Below are 17818 nucleotides of genomic sequence, written 5' to 3' on the forward strand. Positions count from 1 at the left end.
GCTGAACGGGCTCACCACTCAGACCGCCGTTTCACCGGCCTCCATCCCCAGCAGCCCCCGGATCGCCGCGATCCCCTGGGCACCGCAGGTCCGCGCCTGTTCCAGATCGGACGCACGCATCCCGCCCAGGGCATAAACCGGGACCCCAGCCTCGCGCACCTGCGCGGCGAATTGCGCCCACCCCATACCCGGCACGCCGGGATGGGAGACCGTGGAACACACTGGACTCAGGACGGCAAAATCCAGCCCCAGCCGGGCGGCCGCAGTCAGTCCTTCGGCGTCATGCACCGACGCTGCCACCAGACCCGACACCGGGGGGCGCTCGTCCAGCGCACGCCAGCGCCGTTCGGGAAGATGCCATCCGATACCGGACAGGTCCGCAACCCACTCCCACGGGGCGTTGGCCAGCAGCGGTATGCCGCGACCGCGGGCAAACCCGTGGAGTGGCTCGACCAAGGCTCGGTAGTCCTTCCGCCCCAGCGATGGCGCCCGGACCTGCAGCATCGCGTCGTCCATAGCCACCAGCGCTGCCTGGACCTGCTCAACCACAGCCGGGATCTCGGCCCGCACCGCAGGGGATGGTGTAATCACATAGCGCTGCGGCAGAACCAGGGCCTGAAACATCGGGTGATTGGCAGCGGGGAAATCCGCGGGGTCCAGGGTAGCCGGGTCGCGCCAGGCCCATTCCTGCCCTTCGCGGCCATGCACCGTGCCGGACCACTCCGTTACCCGGAACACGCGCAGGGCCACGGAACACTCGGCAAAGTCATGGCGCACGGTCAGACATTGAACACCGGCGCGCACGACAATCCCCAGCTCTTCGTGCAACTCGCGCACCAGGCCGGCAAAGGCGCTTTCGCCGGCATCGATCTTGCCGCCCGGAAACTCCCAATAGCCGGCGAGGTGCCGGCCGGCCAGACGTCGACTGACCAGCACGCGGCCCTCGGCATCGAGCACCAGCCCCACCGCGACCTCCAACGGCGGAACGGATCCGGCCGGCTCAGGACCGGTATTCGGCATTGATACGAACGTACTCGTGGGAGAAGTCGCAGGTGTACTTGCGGGCCGCAGCCGGCCCCCGACCCAGCGCGATGTGGATTTCGATCTCGTCCTGCGCAAAGGCCTGCTGCCCGGCCGCTTCGGTGTAGTCCGGGGAACGGCCGCCCCCGCGAACGATCGCGACGCCATTGACGGTGATGGCGACCTGCTCGATCGCCAGGTCCGCGACGCCGGCGCGACCGACCGCGGCCAGGATGCGCCCCCAATTGGGATCGGACGCGAAAAGGGCGGTCTTGACCAGCGGCGACAGGGCCACGGTCTCGGCCACCCGGGCAGCCTCGGCCTCGTCACGGGCCGACTCCACCGCCACGGTCACGAACTTGGTCGCGCCCTCGCCGTCGCGCACGATCGCCTGCGCGAGCTCCAGGCACAAGTCTCCGAGTGCTCGCGTGAAGGTCTCGCGGTCCTCGGCCGTGGCCAGCGTCGCGCCGCTGGCGCCCGAGGCCATGCAGACGACCGCATCGTTCGTAGAAGTGTCGCCATCCACCGTGATGGCGTTAAAGCTGGCCGCATTCGCTGCGCGCAGCAAAGGCAACAGCTCCGCTTCGGTGATAACGAGATCGGTCCCGATGAACCCGAGCATCGTGGCCATATTCGGGTGGATCATCCCGGAGCCCTTGGCGATCCCGGTCAGGTTCACGGTACCGCCCGAGAGCTCGATACGGCGACTGCCGCCCTTGAGCACGGTATCGGTGGTCATGATCGCGCGGCCCGCCTGCATCCAGCCATTCGGCACCAGCGCCGCTTGCAGGGTGGGCAGAGCCGCTGTAATCCGCTCGACCGGTAGCGGCTCGCCGATCACGCCGGTAGAGAAGGGCAGCACCGCACGGGCATCCCCGCCGACCACTGCGGCGACTGCCTCGCAACAGGCACGCGCGGCGGCCAGCCCTGTCTCCCCGGTCCCGGCGTTGGCATTGCCCGCGTTGATCAACAGCCAGCGGCCGGGGCACGCGGACTGGTGCTCACGGGCCACGATGACCGGCGCGGCGCAGAAGGCGTTGGTGGTATAGAGCGCCACAATGGTGGCGTCCGGGCCGGCATCGACCAGTACCAGGTCGTCGCGCCCGGCGTAGCGGATGCCCGCCGCGGTAGTCGCCAGGCGGATGCCCGGCACCGGCAGCAGCGTCTCCGGTGGTTGCAGACCGACAGCCATCAAGGAGTCCCGGACAAAATCAGAGCTTGCCGTGGCACTGCTTGTACTTCTTGCCCGAACCGCACCAACAGGGTTCGTTGCGGCCAAGCTTGGGGCCCTCGCGACGATAAGGGGTGTCACCACTGGCCACAGGCTCGCGCTCTTCCGCCCCGGCGTCCAGCGCGCTGTCCGGGTTCTCGTGCTGGAAGTTCATGTCGGACTCGGCCGGGGCCTTTTTCTTCGGCTGCAGCGCCTCGACCTCTTCGGGCGAGCGCAGCTGGATGCGCAGCAGATACTTGATGACGTCGTGCTTGATGCGCTCCAGCAGGGCCTGGAACATCGCGAAGGCTTCTTTCTTGTATTCCTGCTTCGGGTTGCGCTGTGCGTAGCCGCGCAGCCCGATGCCCTGGCGCAGGTAGTCCATCGCGGCCAGGTGTTCCTTCCACTGGGTATCCAGCACCTGGAGCATCATGTCGCGCTGCAGGCGGTTCATCGTGGTATCGCCCAGCTGCTCGCGCTTGCCGGCAAGCAGCGTGCGGGCGTGCTCGATAATCCGTTCGCGCAGCGGCTCTTCGTGCAGGTCGTCCTCATCCTCCAGCCACTGCTTCACGGGCAACTCGATCCCGAACTCGCCGGCCAGGGCCTGCTCCAGACCCTCGACGTCCCACTCGTCCTCGATGGAACCGGGCGGGATGTACTCGCTGATCTGGGCATTGATCACGTCATTGAGCAACGCCTCGATGGTGTCGCTGATGTCGTCGGTGGTCAGCAACTCGGCACGCTGTTCGTAGATCACCCGCCGCTGGTCGTTGGCGACGTCGTCGTACTCCAGCAGCTGCTTGCGGATATCGAAGTTGTGCGCCTCGACCTTGCGCTGGGCGTTCTCGATCGCGCGCGAGACCCAGGCATTCTCGATCGCCTCGCCCTCCTTCATGCCCAGGCGTTGCATCAGCCCGCGCACGCGCTCGGAGGCGAACACTCGCATCAGGTTGTCTTCCAGCGACAGGAAGAAACGGCTGGAGCCCGGGTCACCCTGACGCCCGGAACGACCGCGCAGCTGGTTGTCGATGCGGCGGGATTCGTGGCGCTCGGAACCGATGATGTGCAAGCCGCCGGACGCGAGCACGGCATCGTGGCGCTTCTGCCAGTCCGCCTTGATCTGCTCGCATTTCGCGGTGTCTTCCGGGTCCACCTCGGCCAGCTCGGCATCCAGCGACCCACCCAGCACGATGTCGGTCCCGCGGCCCGCCATGTTGGTGGCCAGCGTGATCGCGCCCGGGCGTCCGGCATGGGCAATGATCGCGGCCTCGCGCTCGTGCTGCTTGGCGTTGAGCACCTCGAATTTGATCCCGGTCTTTTTCAGGGCCTGGGCCAGGCGTTCGGAGGCCTCGACGGATGCGGTGCCGACCAGTACGGGCTGGCCGCGATCCACGCACCACTGGATCTCCTTGATGATCGCCTGGTACTTCTCTTCCTGTGTCAGGTAGACGAGGTCCTGCATGTCGTCCCGCACCAGCGGCCTGTTGCCAGGCACCACGACAACCTCGAGGCCGTAGATCGTCTGGAACTCGTAGGCCTCGGTGTCCGCGGTACCGGTCATGCCGGCCAGTTTCTCGTACAGACGGAAATAGTTCTGGAAGGTAATCGAGGCCAGGGTCTGGTTTTCGCGCTGGATCGGGACGCCTTCCTTCGCCTCGATCGCCTGGTGCAGACCCTCGGACCAGCGCCGACCACCCATGATGCGGCCGGTGAATTCGTCGATGATCTGGACCTTGTTGTCACGCACCAGGTAGTCCACGTCGCGGTGGAACAGCGCATGGGCACGCAGGGCGGCGTTCAGGTGATGCAGGACCTGGATCGCGCCGGCGTCATACAGAGACTGGTACTCCTCCAGCAACCCTTCCTCGCGCAGCAGCTGCTCGGCCTTCTCGTGCCCGTCCTCGCTCAGGAAGACCTGCTTGGCCTTCTCGTCGACGTAGTAGTCGCCCTCGCTCTCCTCGTCTTCCTGACGGGTGAGCTGGGGCGGGATCTTGTTCATCCGCTCGTAGAGCTCGGAGCTGTCGCCACTGGGGCCGGAGATGATCAACGGGGTCCGGGCCTCATCGATCAGGATCGAGTCGACCTCGTCGACCACCGCGAAATTGAGGCCCCGCTGCACCCGCTGATCGGCGGAAAACGCCATGTTGTCGCGCAGGTAGTCGAAGCCGAACTCGTTGTTGGTGCCGTAGGTGATATCGGCGGCATAGGCCTCGCGGCGGGTCACCGGACGCAGGTGGTCCATTCCGCCTTCTTCGGCCTTGTACTCGGGGTCGTACAGATACGAGGCGCTGTCCACGCCCAGCCCGCCGGAGGAGTTAATCACCCCGACGCTGAGTCCCAGGGCGTGATACAGCCGGCCCATCCACGCGGCGTCGCGGCGGGCCAGGTAGTCGTTGACCGTGACCACGTGCACACCATCGCCGGACAGGGCGTTGAGGTAGGCAGGGAGCGTGGCGACCAGGGTCTTGCCTTCCCCCGTGCGCATCTCGGCGATGCGCCCGTCGTTCAGCACCATGCCACCGATCAACTGCACGTCGAAATGGCGCATGCCAAGGGCATGCACGCTCATGGCGCGGCAGACCGCAAAGGCCTCCGGCAACAGCTTGTCGATGGACTCGCCGTCCTGGGCGCGCTGGCGCAGCTCCGTGGTCTTGTGTTGCAGCTCCTGGCGCGGCAGGGCCTCGGTGGCTTCCGCGAGGGCGTTCACCTGCTCAACCTGCTTGCGATAGCGCTTGATGATGCGGTCGTTGCGACTGCCGAAGAACTTCTGTACGAGCTGCTTGACCATAGGGATCCGCTTGAGGGGGGCTTGTATTAAGAGCCAGCCGTTGTCCGAAACCTATCTAGGATAAACCATCCGCCCAGCACCTGCGCGTGGGCGGATGCCGGAGGGGTTCGGATTCAGTCGTCGCTAGGCAGGAAGTCGTAGGGATTAACGGCCTGCCCCGCCTTGAGGACTTCATAGTGCAGGTGCGTGTCCGTGGCACGGCCCGTGCGGCCCATGCGTGCAATGGTGTCGCCGGCATCCACGCGCTGCCCCGGCTCCACGAGCAGCTCGGAGTTGTGCGCGTAGCGGGTACGCAGACCGCCCCCGTGGTCAATCTCCACCATCTTGCCGTAGGCATCGCGTTTGCCCGAGAACACCACGATGCCACCACCCGCGGCGCGGATCTCCGAGCCCGGACTGCCAGCGAAGTCCATGCCGGAATGGAAGCGCCGCGCGCCGGTAAACGGGTCGTTGCGATAACCAAAGGCCGAGCTGATCCAGGCCTCGTCATCGACCGGCATCAATTGCGGACGCAGGGCCTCGCGCGAGGCATCCTCGCGCAGTGTGTCGTCGATCAGGGCCACCGAGGTCTGTTGCCGATGGAGCAGGCGCTCGAGGGCGTAGAGGCGTTCATCCATCGCAACGGGGGAATCCGGCCCCTCCAGTTCAGGTCCACCCTGCCCCCCCATCGCGGGCGTCAGCTCGGACAAATCCAGGTCAAGCGTCTCGCCCACCGAGCGCATGCGCAGGTCAACACGGGCGAGCTGGCGTTCCAGGGCCACCACCCGTTCGGCGAGGTGTTTCAGGCCCTCGTGCGCCACCTCGCGCTCGGCGGCCTCGATCACCGCCTGGTCGCTCCCCGGCACCACCGGTACCTTGATAACCTCGCGCTGCTGTTGCCCCACCCAGTAGGCGGCGGCCACGGCCGCCACGACCAGGGCGAGCAGGGTTACGGACAGGACGAGGGTGACGCGAAGCGGAAGGCGGGTACAAAGGCCATCCGGTCGTAGTACGATCAGCTGCATGCGTTTCTCAATTACTCTTGTACTGTCGGGCTTCGTGGAGCCGCGCCAATGATGCCGCGCCCCGCGAACCGCTTTGTCGCGGCGAATTTGAGCGTTCACAGCGACCGCGACCGGGAGCTGGAACGCGCCCTCGCCCCCGTGGTGGGAGAGGAGCTACGGCGCGGACGCCTGGCGCTGACCCGGCAAGGAGAGACCCTGATCGCGGTCTGCGCCGATCGGCCACTGGCGACCGAGATCCGTTTCCAACAGCGCGAACTGCTGAAGACGCTCGCGGCGGCCGGAATCGACGGCACCACCGAGGTGCGCATCCGACTCGACAGCACGCCACGCGCGCCACAACCCAAACGGGTCGCGGTTCAACGCGAGATCCCGGAGTCGGCCCGCTCCCTACTGATGCAGACCGCGCGCTCGATCAGCGACCCGGAACTGGCCGGGGCACTGGAACGCCTCGCGGCACTGCCCCCGCAGGGACGCTAGCCCCGCCAGGCCTAGCCAGTGGCGATCGTGGGCGCCAGCTGCCCGAAGGAGATCGGCAGGCGCTCCGAGGGGTCCTCGAAGGTAACCTTTTCCCAGGCCGTCTCGTCCGCCGCCAACTGGCGGATTAACTGGTTGTTCAGCGCATGCCCGGACTTGTGCCCGGTAAACGCGCCGATCAGGCTGTGTCCGAGCAGATACAGATCGCCGACCACGTCGAGGATCTTGTGCTTGACCAGCTCGTTGTCGTAGCGCAGACCGTTCTCGTTCAGGATCTTGTAGTCATCAAGCACAACGGCGTTGTCCAGGCTGCCACCCAGCGCCAGCTGGTTGGCGCGCAGGGCCTCGATATCGCGCATGAACCCGAAGGTCCGGGCACGCGAGACCTCCTTTACAAAGGAGGTGGACGAGAAGTCCAGCTCGGCGCGCTGGCTTCCGTCGGTAAACATCGGGTGTTCGAAGTCGATGCAGAAACCGACCTTGAACCCGTCATAGGGGTCGAAGCGCACCCATTTGTCGCCCTCGCGGACTTCCACGCTGCGCTTCACCCGGATGAATTCCTTGGGGGCATCCTGTTCCTTGAGCCCGGCGGACTGCAACAGGAACACAAACGGCCCGGCACTGCCGTCCATGATCGGGACCTCGGCGGCACTGACATCCACGTGCAGGTTGTCGATGCCCAGCCCCGCGATCGCGGAAAGCAGATGTTCCACGGTGGAGACGCGCACGTCCCCCTTGACGAGCGTTGTCGACAAACGCGTGTCGCCCACGTTCTCCGCCCGAGCCGGGATTTCGACGACGGGGTCCAGATCGCTCCGATGGAAGACGATCCCGGTATTCACCGGCGCCGGTCGCAGCGTAAGCACGACCTTTTCCCCGGTATGCAGCCCCACGCCTGTGGCCCGGATGCTGTTCTTGAGCGTTCTTTGTCGAATCAACGCGTATAACCTCTTGCTTTTTCAGGTGCAAAGTGGAGCCCGGGCCCTCCCGGGCTCATCATGCACACAACGATTACCGCATTATTGCAAGTTTCCGCTCTCCCTGCATGCGGCCCCTTGCTCAGTCGGCTTGTTTGCGCAGAAAGGCCGGGATATCCAGCACATCGATGCCTTGCTGCTGGTTGTAGTCGACCGCGAGATTGTCCCCGCCGCGACGCTTCACCGTCGGCTGGTCGAGGTCCACCTCGACGTCGGAGCCGACCGCGCGCTTCGGCTGGGCATCGACCACACGCACCTGCGGGCGTTCCTGCTGGGCCGTCTGGGCACCGAGGCCGGTGGCCACCAGGGTCACACGCAGTTCGTCGCTCATCTCGGGATCAATCACGGTACCGACCACCACGGTCGCATCCTCGGACGCCAGGGCCTTCACGGCCTCGCCGACCTCCTCGAACTCGCCGATTCCGACATCCATGCCCCCGGTGACGTTCACCAGAATCCCGCGAGCACCGGAGATATCGACATCCTCGAGCAACGGGCTGGCAATCGCGGCCTCGGCGGCCTGACGCGCACGGTCCTCGCCGGTACCGGTGCCGGTGCCCATCATCGCCATGCCCATCTCGCGCATCACGTTGCGCACGTCGGCGAAGTCGACGTTGATCAGGCCCGGGCGGGTGATCAGTTCGGCGATCCCCTGCACCGCACCAAACAGCACGTCGTTGGCAGCCTTGAAGGCGTCCAGCAACGTGGTGTTCTTGCCCAGCACGGTCAGCAGTTTCTCGTTCGGGATGGTGATCAGCGAATCGACCTGCTCGGTCAGCGCCTTGATCCCGGACACGGCCACCTGCATGCGCTTCTTGCCCTCGAACGGGAACGGCTTGGTGACCACTGCAACCGTCAGGATGCCCATCTCCTTGGCGATCTGTGCAACCACCGGGGCCGCGCCCGTGCCGGTACCGCCACCCATGCCGGCGGTAATGAACACCATGTCCGCACCCTGGAGCAGGTCCTGGATGCGCTCGCGGTCTTCCAGGGCCGCCTCGCGCCCGACCGACGGATCGGCCCCTGCACCCAGACCCTTGGTGATGTCGCCACCCAGCTGCAGCAGCGTCTTGGAGTCCAGGCTCTTCAGGGCCTGGGCATCGGTATTGGCGCAGATGAAATCCACGCCGTCGAGTTGCGAGTGAACCATGTGCTGTACGGCATTGCCGCCACCACCCCCAACGCCAACGACCTTAATCGTGGCGTTCTGGCTAAAGGTATCCATCAGTTCGAACGTCATGGCTGCGTCCTCTCGGTTCGTGTGTACATGTCAGTCGTTTGCCTATGGCCGGAGAGCGGTCCGACCCCCATAACCCCGGCGGTTCTGGTCATCAGAACTGGCCGGAAAACCAGCGCTTCATGCGCGCCCATACACCCTGGAACCCGCTGCTCACGGGCCGGGCCTCCTGTTCCGCACGCGACTCGCGGGCGTAGAGCAACAGCCCTACGCCCGTCGCGTGGATCGGATTCTTCACCACATCCAGGAGCCCGGTGACGCGTTGCGGCACCCCCAGGCGCACGGGCATGTGGAAGACCTCTTCGGCAAGGTCCACCACACCTTCCATTCGAGACGATCCGCCGGTCAGTACCACCCCGGCGGCGATCATTTCCTCGGTGCCGCTGCGGCGCAGTTCCGCCTGCACCAGCTGCAGCAGTTCCTCGTAGCGCGGCTCGACCACGGAGGCGAGCGTCTGGCGCGACAGCCGGCGCGCGGCCCGATCGCCGACCCCCGGGACCTCGATGGTCTCGCCCGGGTCGGCCAGCGTGCGCAACGCACAGGCGTACTTGATCTTGAGTTCGTCGGCGTACTGGGTCGGCGTACGCAGGGCCACCGCGATGTCGTTGGTCACCTGGTCACCGGCAATCGGGATGACCGCGGTGTGCATGATCGCGCCGTGGGCGAACACCGCGATGTCGGTAGTGCCCCCGCCGATGTCGACCAGACACACACCCAGATCCTTCTCATCCTCGCTGAGCACCGAGTAACTGGAGGCGAGCTGCTCCAGGATGATGTCATCCACCCGCAGTCCACAGCGCTCCACGCACTTGACGATGTTCTGCGCCGCGGACACCGCGCCGGTGACCAGGTGCACCTTGGCCTCCAGCCGCACCCCGGACATCCCGATCGGCTCGCGGATGCCCTCCTGCTCGTCAATGATGTATTCCTGCGGCAGCACGTGGAGGATGCGCTGATCGGCCGGGATCGCGATCGCGCGGGCGGCATCGATCACCCGGTCGACATCACCCGCCACGACCTCGCCGTCCTTGATCGCGACCACGCCGGTGGAGTTGTAGCTCTTGATGTGCGAGCCGGCGATGCCGGTGTAAACCGAATGAATCTCGCAGCCGGCCATCAGCTCGGCCTCCTCCACCGCGCGCTGGATCGACTGGACGGTGGACTCGATGTTCACGACCACGCCCTTCTTCAGTCCGCGCGACGGCGAGGAGCCGATGCCGATGATCTCGATCTCGCCCTCGTCGGTCAGCTCGCCGACGATCGCCTCGATCTTCGAGGTGCCGACATCCAGGCCAACGATCAGTCCGGGTTCCGACTTCTTTGCCATCATCTTTCTGCGTCCTGTCGTTCGTGTCATCGGGCGTTGCCGCCGTCGTTGTCCGCTTCTTCGGCCCAAGCCACGGCCAGCCCGTGCGGATAGCGCAGGTCCACCCGCGCAATCGGGGCATCCTCACGCGCCCGCAGGGCCGGCGCCGCGCGCACCAGCTGGCCCAGCCGGTTCAGATTCACGTCGCGGCCCATCAGGACCTCCGCCCCATCGGCCAGGTGGATGGTCCAGTCATGCCGCTTGCCCTCGTGCACGCCCACCACCTCGAACCCGGCGTCGGCCAGGCGCGCGGAGACCTCCAGGTAGCGGTGCATCAGCACCACCTGACGGCCGTCCTCGCCGGCCAGAGCCGGCAGGAAATCCCATTCGGCCAGGTCCACCGGCCCGAACAGGCGCCCGTGGCGGTCAACCAGGTGATCGTCGCCCCACTGGGCCACCGGGACCGGTTCGGTCACATGGACCTCCAGGGTGTCGGGCCAGCGACGGCGCAGTTGCACCGCGTCCACCCAGGGCATGGCCTGCAGCTCCTCGCGCAGCACCTCGAGGTCCGTACCCACAAATCCCGGCGCATGAGCCCGCACCCGTTCGAGGATCGCGTCCGTGTCGGCATGACGCGGCTCGCCGGTAATCTGGATGGAGCCAATCGGCAGGTGCTGATCCGGGTCGAAGTGCAGCCACAGGCTGAGGCCCAGCACCAGCGCCCCGGCCAGCCCCATGCCGGCGAGCAGGCGCAGCCCCGGCCCGGTCATGGCCTGCAGACGCGACGGACCGGCCGGCCGCCGCGCAGGTCGCGTTGTACGTCGCGCGCTCAACGCAGCCCTCCGCATTCAAAGCTGGAATCGAGAATGCGCAGGCACAGCTCGTCGAAGTCGATGCCCGCCTGCGCGGCGGCCTTGGGGACCAGCGAATGGCCGGTCATGCCGGGGATGGTGTTGACCTCGATCAGGAAGTTCTCGCCGTGTTCGTCCTGCAGGATGTCCACCCGGCCCCAGCCGCAGCCCTCGAGGGCAGCAAAGGCGGCGATCGCCAGCGACTGCAGCTCCAGCTGGGCGCTGCGCGACAGGTCCGGCGGCGGGCACAGGTAACCGGTATCGTCCGCCTCGTACTTCGCGTGGTAGTCGTAAAAGCCGCTGGCCGCGCGAATCTCGATCACCGGGAGCGGCTCGTTGCCGAGCACGGCGACGGTGAATTCGCGACCGGTGATCCACTGTTCGGCGAACACCTGGCCCGGCTGCACGCGAGCGGCCTCGAACGCAGCCGGCAGGTCCGCAACGCGATCGACCCGGGTGATGCCCAGACTGGAGCCACCGCGCGCGGGCTTGACGATCAGCGGCAGGCCGAGGGCATCGGCCACCGCCTCCGGATCGAAGCCCGGCGTCAGCAGGCGATACGGCGCGCTCGGCAGATTCGTGCCCGCCCAGAGGCGCTTGCAGGCCAGCTTGTCCATGCCCAGCGCCGAGCCGAGGACCCCGGTCCCGGTGTAGGGCATGCCACCCATATCGAGGCAGCCCTGCAGCGTGCCGTCCTCGCCGCACTCGCCATGCAGCGCGATAAATACCCGGTCGTAGCCCTCCAGCGCCATGCAGCGCGCCGTCTCGCGGGTGAGATCGACGGCATGGGCATCGACGCCCTGGCGGCGCAGCGCCGCCAGCACGGCATTGCCGCTCTTGAGAGAGATGTCCCGCTCGCCGGACCAGCCGCCCATCAGGACCGCCACCCGCCCATATTCTTCCGGTTTGCGCCTGCTCATTGCCTTCCCTCGGTTGTCTCGTCCATGGGACCCGGTCGACCCAGCAGCCGCACCTCGGGCTCCAGGCGCACGCCAAAGCGCCGCTCGACCTCGCTTTGGGCATGGCGCAGCAGCCACTCGATGTCGGCGGCATGCGCCGAGCCATCGTGGGTAATGAAGTTCGCGTGCTTGGGGGATATCTCCGCGCCGCCGTGGCGCAGGCCCTTCAGTCCCGCCGCCTCGATCAGGCGCGCGGCGTGATCGCCGGGCGGGTTGCGGAACACCGATCCGCAGGACGGCAGGCCCAGCGGCTGCTTGCGAGAACGCTCGCGCAGGAGCTCCTTGATACGCGCCGTGCCAGCAGCCGGATCGCCCGACTCCAGTTGCAGCACGCAGCCGGTAAACCACTCGTCCGGACCCTCGACGCTGCGATAGCCGATGCGGTACTCGGCCGGCTCGCGCCGATGCTCCTGCCCGTCGGCATCCACGGTGGATACCGCCTCGACCAGCGGCCAGATCTCGCCGCCCCAGGCCCCCGCGTTCATGCGCAAGGCACCGCCCAGGGTGCCCGGGATGCCGGCCAGGAATTCACCACCTACCAGCCCCTGACGGGCACAGAACCGTGCGGCCTGGGCGCAGGCAAGTCCCGCCCCGAGACGTACGCGGTTGCCCTCCAGGCGCTCGCGCTCGTTGATCACGCCGGACAGGTGCACCACCAGCCCTTCGATGCCGCCATCACGGATCAGCACATTGCTGCCCAGCCCCAGGAAGGTCACCGGCATCGCGGGGGCATGGCGGGCGTGATCCGCCAGCGCCGACACGAGATCGGCCCGATCCACCGGCCGGAACAGCCAGTCGGCCGGACCGCCCACACGCCAGGAGGTCAGCCCTGCCAGCGGGGCATGGGGCCGTACCTCGCCCCGAGGGGCGTGGGCAAACGGACCGTTCACCGGTTCCACCGCGCGAGCCGCCATCATGTCGCACTCCCGGGGCGCTTCTTCGCCCCCAGTTGGTCCGGCAGCAGGCTCGCCAGCCGGCCGATATCGCCGGCCCCCTGAGTGATCACGACGTCGTTCGGCTTCAGCATCCCGGACAGCACCTCGGCCACGTCGGCCGCATGCTCGACGAACACCGGCTCGACCTGTCCGCGCAGACGGATCGCGCGGGCAAGGCTGCGGCCATCGGCGCTGGGGATCGGCTCCTCGCCGGCGGGGTAGACCTCCAGCAGGATCAGCACATCGGTCTCGGACAAGGCCTCGGCAAAGTCCTCGAACAGGTCGCGGGTGCGCGTGTAACGGTGGGGCTGGAACACGGTGATGCGCCGCCGGTCGGGCCAGGCATCGCGCGCCGCGGCCTGGGTCGCCTCGATCTCGCGCGGGTGATGGCCGTAGTCGTCGACCAGGGTCAGCGGGCCCTGCGCGGTCTCGAGCTCCTGCACCTGGAAGCGCCGCCCGATCCCCTGGAAGCGCTCGAGCGCCGCCTGGATCGCCTCGGGGGCGACCTCCAGTTCATGAGCGACGGCCGCCGCGGCCAGGGCGTTGAGCACGTTGTGCCGTCCGGGCAGGTTCAGCGTGACCGGGAACGCGGCCTGCCCCGGCAGCTTCAGGTCGAAGAACATGCGCACGCCTTCCTGGCGCACGTTCAGGGCGCGCACATCGGCTTGTGCCTCGATGCCGTAAGTCAGGCGCGGGCGCTCCAGTTCCGGATAGAGGTCGCGCACCTGCGGGTCGTCCGCGCACAGCACGGCGATGCCGTAGAACGGCAGGTGGTGCAGAAACTCGAGGAAGGTCGCGCGCAGGTTCCCGAAGTCGTTGCCATAGGTCCCGAGGTGGTCGGCATCGATGTTGGTCACGATGCTGATCATCGGCTGCAGATGCAGGAACGAGGCATCGCTCTCGTCGGCCTCGGCCACCAGATAGTCGCCCGCCCCCAGGTTCGAGTGGCTGGCCGTGCTGTTCAGGCGCCCGCCGATCACGAAGGTGGGGTCCATACCGGCCTCGGCGAGCACGCTGGCCACCAGGCTGGTCGTGGTGGTCTTGCCGTGGGTACCGGCCACGGCAATGCCGTAGCGAAAACGCATCAACTCCGCGAGCATCTCCGCGCGGCGCACGATCGGGATCCCGCGGCGGCGGGCCGCCTGCACCTCGGGGTTGGAGGGGTCGATTGCGCTGGAGACGACCAGCACGTCGGCCTCGGCGACGTTCTCTTCGGTATGCGCGGGGGCCACCGGAATCCCCATCCCGGTCAGACGCGCGACCATCGCCGACTGCCCGAGATCCGATCCGGAGACCTCGTAGCCCAGCTGGTGCAGGACCTCGGCGATCCCGCTCATACCGGAACCACCGATCCCGACACAGTGAATACGGCGGATGCGACGCATCGCGTGGCGTGGCAGGCGCGGGGCGTTCATGAGTTCTTCCTCCCGCGCCGGGCATTGGCCATCTCCAGGCAGGCCTCGGCCAGACGCTCGGCGGTGTCAGGGCAGGCCTGCTCGCGCGCCAGCCGAGCACGTTCGCGCAGGGCCTCGCGCCCCAGTGGCCGAACGATGCCGGCAACCCGCTCGGGCGTCAGATCGGCATCCGCCAGGCACCAGGCCGCACCCGCCTCGACGAGGGCGCGGGCATTCGCCGTCTGGTGATCGTCGACCGCATGCGGATAGGGTACGAACAGGGCCGGCACACCAGCCGCCGCAATCTCGGCCACGGTCAGCGCACCGGCCCGGCAGATCACTAGATCCGCCCAGCCATAGGCCGCGGCCATGTCCTCGATGAACGGAGTCACTTCGTATTCCAGCGCGGTCTCGGCATAGGCGGCGCGCGCCTCGTCCAGCGTGCGCTCCCCGGCCTGGTGACGAATCACCATCGGCTTCGCGTCGCGGGTCTGCTCGAGCCCCGCCGGGACGATGCGGTTCAGCGAGCGCGCCCCAAGGCTGCCACCCAGCACCAGCACCCGCAGCGGGCCCGAGCGCTCGTCGAAGCGCTGTTCCGGCTCCGGCAACGCGGCGATCTCCGCGCGGACCGGATTGCCCACCACCGTCACGGTGTGACGCTCCGGGAAGGCATGATCGAAGCCCGCATAGACCCGGTCCGCGATGCGCGCCAGCCAGCGGTTGGTAAGACCGGCGACCGCGTTCTGCTCGTGGATCGCCAGCGGGCGCCCCAGCGCGGCGGCCATCAGGCCGCCAGGGCCGGCCGCGAAGCCGCCAAAGCCGATCACGGCGGCCGGACGCAACCGGGTAATCAGGGCCAGTGCCGCCCACAACGAGATCCCGAGGCGCCAGGGCGCCAGCAACAGCCCGATCAGACCCTTGCCACGCACCCCGCTGATCGGGAGGGTGTGCAGCTCGATCCCCGCCGCAGGCACCAGGCGCGTCTCGATCCCGCGGGCGCTACCCAGCCAGAGGACCTCGACGCCACGGGCACGCAGGGCCTCGGCGACCGCCAGCCCCGGGAAGACGTGCCCGCCGGTACCGCCGGCCATGATCAGGATGCGCAGGGGATTGTTCATGCCTGCCCCCTCTTGCGCCGCGGCGGGGTCGATTGACGCGGGGCCGGGATCTGCGCCTCGCGATAGACCCGCATCACCAGACCGATCGCCATCAGCGTTACGATCAGCGAACTGCCGCCGTAGCTGAGAAAAGGGAGCGTCATGCCCTTGGTCGGCAGCAACCCCATGTTCACCGCAAGATTGAGCGCGCTCTGCAGCGCCAGCCAGATCGCGACCCCAAAGGCCAGATGCGAACCAAATGCATGCCCCGCCCGCTCGGCCCAGAGTCCGATCTTCACGCAGCGCCAGACCACGACCGCAAACAGTGCGATCAGGGCGAGCACACCGATAAAGCCAAACTCCTCGGCGAAGACCGCGAACAGGAAGTCGTTATGGGCTTCTGGCAGGTAGAACAGCTTCTGCACGCTGTTGCCCAGACCGGTACCGAACCAGCCGCCGGAGCCGATCGCGATCAGCGACTGGGTCAGCTGGAAGCCGGTCGCGAACGGGTCCTGCCAGGGGTCGAGGAACGCGGTCAGGCGCGCGACCCGGTAGGGCGCAGCCACGGCCACGAAGGCCATACCCACCGCAATGGTCGCGCCAAGCGCGGCGAACTGCCACAGCTTGGCGCCAGCCAGGAACAGCATGCCCATGCCGATCGCCAGCATGATGGCCGCGCCACCGAAGTCGGGCTGCAGCAGCAGGAGTACCGTCCCGAATCCCAGCACGACCAGCGGGCGGACAAACCCCCGCAGGTGCAGCCGCAATGCCGAGTAGTGGCGCACGATGTAGCCGGCCAGGTACATGACCACCAGCAGCTTCACCGGCTCGGCCACCTGGAGGTTGAACATGCCGATCGGGATCCAGCGAGTCGCGCCGTTCACGGTTCGGCCCACGCCCGGGAGCAGCACCGCAATCAGCAGCACCATCACCAGGATCAGCAGCCAGGGACCGGCCCGCTCCCAGCGCTCCAGCGGAATTGCCCACATCACGGTCGCCAGCGCCAGACCGATGGCGGCGAACAGGACCTGGCGCTGGAAGAAGTGCCAGGTGTTGCCATAGTAGCGCTCGCCCAGATCCATCGAGGCCGAGGCGACCATGATCAGGCCGAGCCCCAGCAGCAACGCGGCCGCCGCCAGCAGCGGCAGATCCACGCTGTTGCGCAGCCCGTCGAGCGAGTCGCGCGACGGCAGTCCGAGGGGCAGCGATCCGGTACTCATGCCGCTCGCTCCCGTACAACCCGCGCGAAGTCGTCGCCGCGGGCCTGATAGTTCTCGTACATGTCCAAGCTCGCGCAGCCCGGCGACAGCAGCACGGTATCGCCGGGCTGCGCCCAGGCCGCGGCCTGCGCCACGGCGGCGGTCATGTCGTCCACCCGCTGCACCGGCACCACCGAGGCCAGGGCACGGGCAATCAGCGGGGCATCCTCGCCGAGCAGCACCACACCCCGGACCTTGCCGGGCACGTAGTCCGCCAGCGGCGAGAAGTCCTGTCCCTTGCCCTGGCCACCGGCGATCAGCACCAGGGGCCCCGGCGTACCCCGAAGCGCGGCCAGGGTCGCGCCCACGTTGGTGCCCTTGGAATCGTTGATGTAGTCGACCTCGGCGACCCGCGCGATCCACTGCGAACGGTGCGGCAGGCCCGCGAAGTCGGCTAGCGCAGCCAGCGCCTCGCTGCGCGCCTGGAGCGATTCCAGCCACGGCCAGGCCAGCGCCAGAGCGGCCAGGGCATTGGCCCAGTTGTGCTGCCCGCGCAGACGCAGGCGCGCGGTGGACAGCAGCCGTTCCTCCCCACGCACCAGGTCCGGCTCCGCCTCGCCCGTGTTCACGCCAAAGTCGGTCGCGGCCAGCGGGGCATCCAGCCCGAACGAGACCACGCGCAGACCGGCCGGCAGGGGCAACTCGCGCAGCCAGGGATCGTCGCGGTTGAGCACACCGCGGGCGGCGCGGTCGAGGATGCGGGCCTTGGCCTGGATGTACGCGGCAAGATCCGGGTAGCGATCCATGTGGTCGGGCGAGATGTTCAGGATCGCGGCCCCGTCCGGCTTCAGCTGCTCGCTGCGTTCGAGCTGAAAACTCGACAGCTCCAGCACATAGACCTCCACCACCGGGTCCAGAAGATCCAGCGCCGGGGTGCCAAAATTGCCGCCAATCGCGACCTTGCGACCTGCGGCCGTCAGGATCTCGCCCACCAGGGCGGTGACCGTGCTCTTGCCGTTGGAGCCGGTGATCGCAATGACCGGGGCCTGCGCCACAGCAGCGAACAGGTCGATATCGCCGGTAATCACCGCGCCGGCGGCCCGGGCCTGTTCGACGGCCGGGTGTTCGAGCGGGACCCCCGGCGAGACGACCAGGCGGGCGTAGCCTGCAGTATCGAGACCATCCAGGGGTCCGGCCCAGGCCTCGGCCAGCCACGCGGCGTCGGCCCCGGCCGCCAGCGCCGGTGGATCGCGACGCGTGTCGGTGATCGCAAAGGTCTCGCCACGCGCACGCAGAAAACGGGCGACGGACTGCCCCGTCACCCCGGTTCCCACGATCAGATTGTGCGGCTGTGGCTTCGACATGGC

At 67.6% G+C, this 17818-nt stretch carries 15 protein-coding genes; 1 reads left to right on the forward strand and 14 read right to left on the reverse strand.

The window, feature by feature from the left end:
* Nucleotides 1-18 precede the first annotated feature (18 nt).
* From TK90_RS11000 to TK90_RS11015, 4 genes are all read right to left on the reverse strand, one after another.
* Complete coding sequence (locus TK90_RS11000; protein ID WP_041444279.1) at nt 19-1020, reverse strand: Nudix family hydrolase; 1002 nt, start codon at nt 1018-1020, stop codon at nt 19-21.
* Nucleotides 1001-2212, reverse strand: coding sequence for a bifunctional glutamate N-acetyltransferase/amino-acid acetyltransferase ArgJ (argJ, locus tag TK90_RS11005; RefSeq protein WP_012983552.1), 1212 nt, complete (start codon nt 2210-2212; stop codon nt 1001-1003). Before argJ ends, TK90_RS11000 begins: the two co-directional genes overlap by 20 nt.
* A 19-nt stretch (nt 2213-2231) precedes the next feature.
* Nucleotides 2232-5018 carry a preprotein translocase subunit SecA gene (secA, locus tag TK90_RS11010; RefSeq protein WP_012983553.1) on the reverse strand — a complete coding sequence of 929 codons (2787 nt, stop codon included), beginning with the start codon at nt 5016-5018 and terminating at the stop codon, nt 2232-2234.
* A 113-nt stretch (nt 5019-5131) separates the two neighbouring features.
* The gene (locus TK90_RS11015; protein WP_012983554.1) at nt 5132-6022 is read right to left on the reverse strand and encodes a M23 family metallopeptidase; all 891 of its coding nucleotides are present in this window, start codon (nt 6020-6022) and stop codon (nt 5132-5134) included.
* A gap of 48 nt (nt 6023-6070) precedes the next feature.
* Between TK90_RS11015 and TK90_RS11020 the strand changes: the two genes are divergently transcribed.
* Complete coding sequence (locus tag TK90_RS11020) at nt 6071-6499, forward strand: DciA family protein (RefSeq protein ID WP_012983555.1); 429 nt, start codon at nt 6071-6073, stop codon at nt 6497-6499.
* 11 nt (nt 6500-6510) lie between these two features.
* Here the strand turns inward: TK90_RS11020 and lpxC are convergent, their stop codons facing one another.
* The 10 genes from lpxC to murD form a co-directional block, all read right to left on the reverse strand.
* Entirely contained in the window at nt 6511-7434 is a 924-nt protein-coding gene (lpxC, locus tag TK90_RS11025; protein WP_012983556.1) for a UDP-3-O-acyl-N-acetylglucosamine deacetylase, read from the reverse strand.
* A gap of 121 nt (nt 7435-7555) precedes the next feature.
* A complete protein-coding gene (gene ftsZ, locus TK90_RS11030) occupies nt 7556-8713 on the reverse strand; it encodes a cell division protein FtsZ (RefSeq protein WP_012983557.1) in 1158 nt (385 codons plus the stop codon).
* Nucleotides 8714-8804: 91 nt separating this feature from the next.
* Nucleotides 8805-10040: a cell division protein FtsA gene (ftsA, locus tag TK90_RS11035; protein WP_012983558.1), complete on the reverse strand. Its 1236-nt coding sequence runs from the start codon at nt 10038-10040 to the stop codon at nt 8805-8807.
* Nucleotides 10041-10063: 23 nt separating this feature from the next.
* A complete protein-coding gene (locus TK90_RS11040) occupies nt 10064-10786 on the reverse strand; it encodes a cell division protein FtsQ/DivIB (protein ID WP_012983559.1) in 723 nt (240 codons plus the stop codon).
* Nucleotides 10787-10845: 59 nt separating this feature from the next.
* Nucleotides 10846-11787: a D-alanine--D-alanine ligase gene (locus TK90_RS11045; protein WP_012983560.1), complete on the reverse strand. Its 942-nt coding sequence runs from the start codon at nt 11785-11787 to the stop codon at nt 10846-10848.
* Nucleotides 11784-12743, reverse strand: a complete 960-nt coding sequence (gene murB / locus TK90_RS11050) for a UDP-N-acetylmuramate dehydrogenase (protein WP_012983561.1) — start codon at nt 12741-12743, stop codon at nt 11784-11786. Before murB ends, TK90_RS11045 begins: the two co-directional genes overlap by 4 nt.
* Entirely contained in the window at nt 12740-14176 is a 1437-nt protein-coding gene (gene murC, locus TK90_RS11055) for a UDP-N-acetylmuramate--L-alanine ligase (RefSeq protein WP_012983562.1), read from the reverse strand. The genes murB and murC overlap by 4 nt, the downstream gene beginning before the upstream one ends.
* Complete coding sequence (gene murG, locus TK90_RS11060; RefSeq protein ID WP_012983563.1) at nt 14173-15273, reverse strand: undecaprenyldiphospho-muramoylpentapeptide beta-N-acetylglucosaminyltransferase; 1101 nt, start codon at nt 15271-15273, stop codon at nt 14173-14175. Before murG ends, murC begins: the two co-directional genes overlap by 4 nt.
* The gene (gene ftsW / locus TK90_RS11065; protein WP_012983564.1) at nt 15270-16472 is read right to left on the reverse strand and encodes a putative lipid II flippase FtsW; all 1203 of its coding nucleotides are present in this window, start codon (nt 16470-16472) and stop codon (nt 15270-15272) included. Before ftsW ends, murG begins: the two co-directional genes overlap by 4 nt.
* On the reverse strand, nt 16469-17815 hold the full coding sequence (murD, locus tag TK90_RS11070; protein WP_012983565.1) for a UDP-N-acetylmuramoyl-L-alanine--D-glutamate ligase: 1347 nt from the start codon (nt 17813-17815) through the stop codon (nt 16469-16471). The genes ftsW and murD overlap by 4 nt, the downstream gene beginning before the upstream one ends.
* Nucleotides 17816-17818 lie beyond the last annotated feature (3 nt).

The organism is Thioalkalivibrio sp. K90mix, from assembly GCF_000025545.1.
Classification (GTDB): domain Bacteria; phylum Pseudomonadota; class Gammaproteobacteria; order Ectothiorhodospirales; family Ectothiorhodospiraceae; genus Thioalkalivibrio.

Bases quoted from the DNA above. Each gene is read 5' to 3' on its own strand.
- murC (WP_012983562.1), bottom strand. From the start codon at position 14,176: ATGAACGCCCCGCGCCTGCCACGCCACGCGATGCGTCGCATCCGCCGT.
- argJ (WP_012983552.1), bottom strand. From the start codon at position 2,212: ATGGCTGTCGGTCTGCAACCACCGGAGACGCTGCTGCCGGTGCCGGGC.
- TK90_RS11000 (WP_041444279.1), bottom strand. From the start codon at position 1,020: ATGCCGAATACCGGTCCTGAGCCGGCCGGATCCGTTCCGCCGTTGGAG.
- murG (WP_012983563.1), bottom strand. From the start codon at position 15,273: ATGAACAATCCCCTGCGCATCCTGATCATGGCCGGCGGTACCGGCGGG.
- ftsW (WP_012983564.1), bottom strand. From the start codon at position 16,472: ATGAGTACCGGATCGCTGCCCCTCGGACTGCCGTCGCGCGACTCGCTC.
- murD (WP_012983565.1), bottom strand. From the start codon at position 17,815: ATGTCGAAGCCACAGCCGCACAATCTGATCGTGGGAACCGGGGTGACG.
- TK90_RS11020 (WP_012983555.1), top strand. From the start codon at position 6,071: ATGATGCCGCGCCCCGCGAACCGCTTTGTCGCGGCGAATTTGAGCGTT.
- secA (WP_012983553.1), bottom strand. From the start codon at position 5,018: ATGGTCAAGCAGCTCGTACAGAAGTTCTTCGGCAGTCGCAACGACCGC.
- TK90_RS11045 (WP_012983560.1), bottom strand. From the start codon at position 11,787: ATGAGCAGGCGCAAACCGGAAGAATATGGGCGGGTGGCGGTCCTGATG.
- ftsZ (WP_012983557.1), bottom strand. From the start codon at position 8,713: ATGACGTTCGAACTGATGGATACCTTTAGCCAGAACGCCACGATTAAG.
- TK90_RS11040 (WP_012983559.1), bottom strand. From the start codon at position 10,786: ATGACCGGGCCGGGGCTGCGCCTGCTCGCCGGCATGGGGCTGGCCGGG.
- ftsA (WP_012983558.1), bottom strand. From the start codon at position 10,040: ATGATGGCAAAGAAGTCGGAACCCGGACTGATCGTTGGCCTGGATGTC.
- TK90_RS11015 (WP_012983554.1), bottom strand. From the start codon at position 6,022: ATGCAGCTGATCGTACTACGACCGGATGGCCTTTGTACCCGCCTTCCG.
- murB (WP_012983561.1), bottom strand. From the start codon at position 12,743: ATGATGGCGGCTCGCGCGGTGGAACCGGTGAACGGTCCGTTTGCCCAC.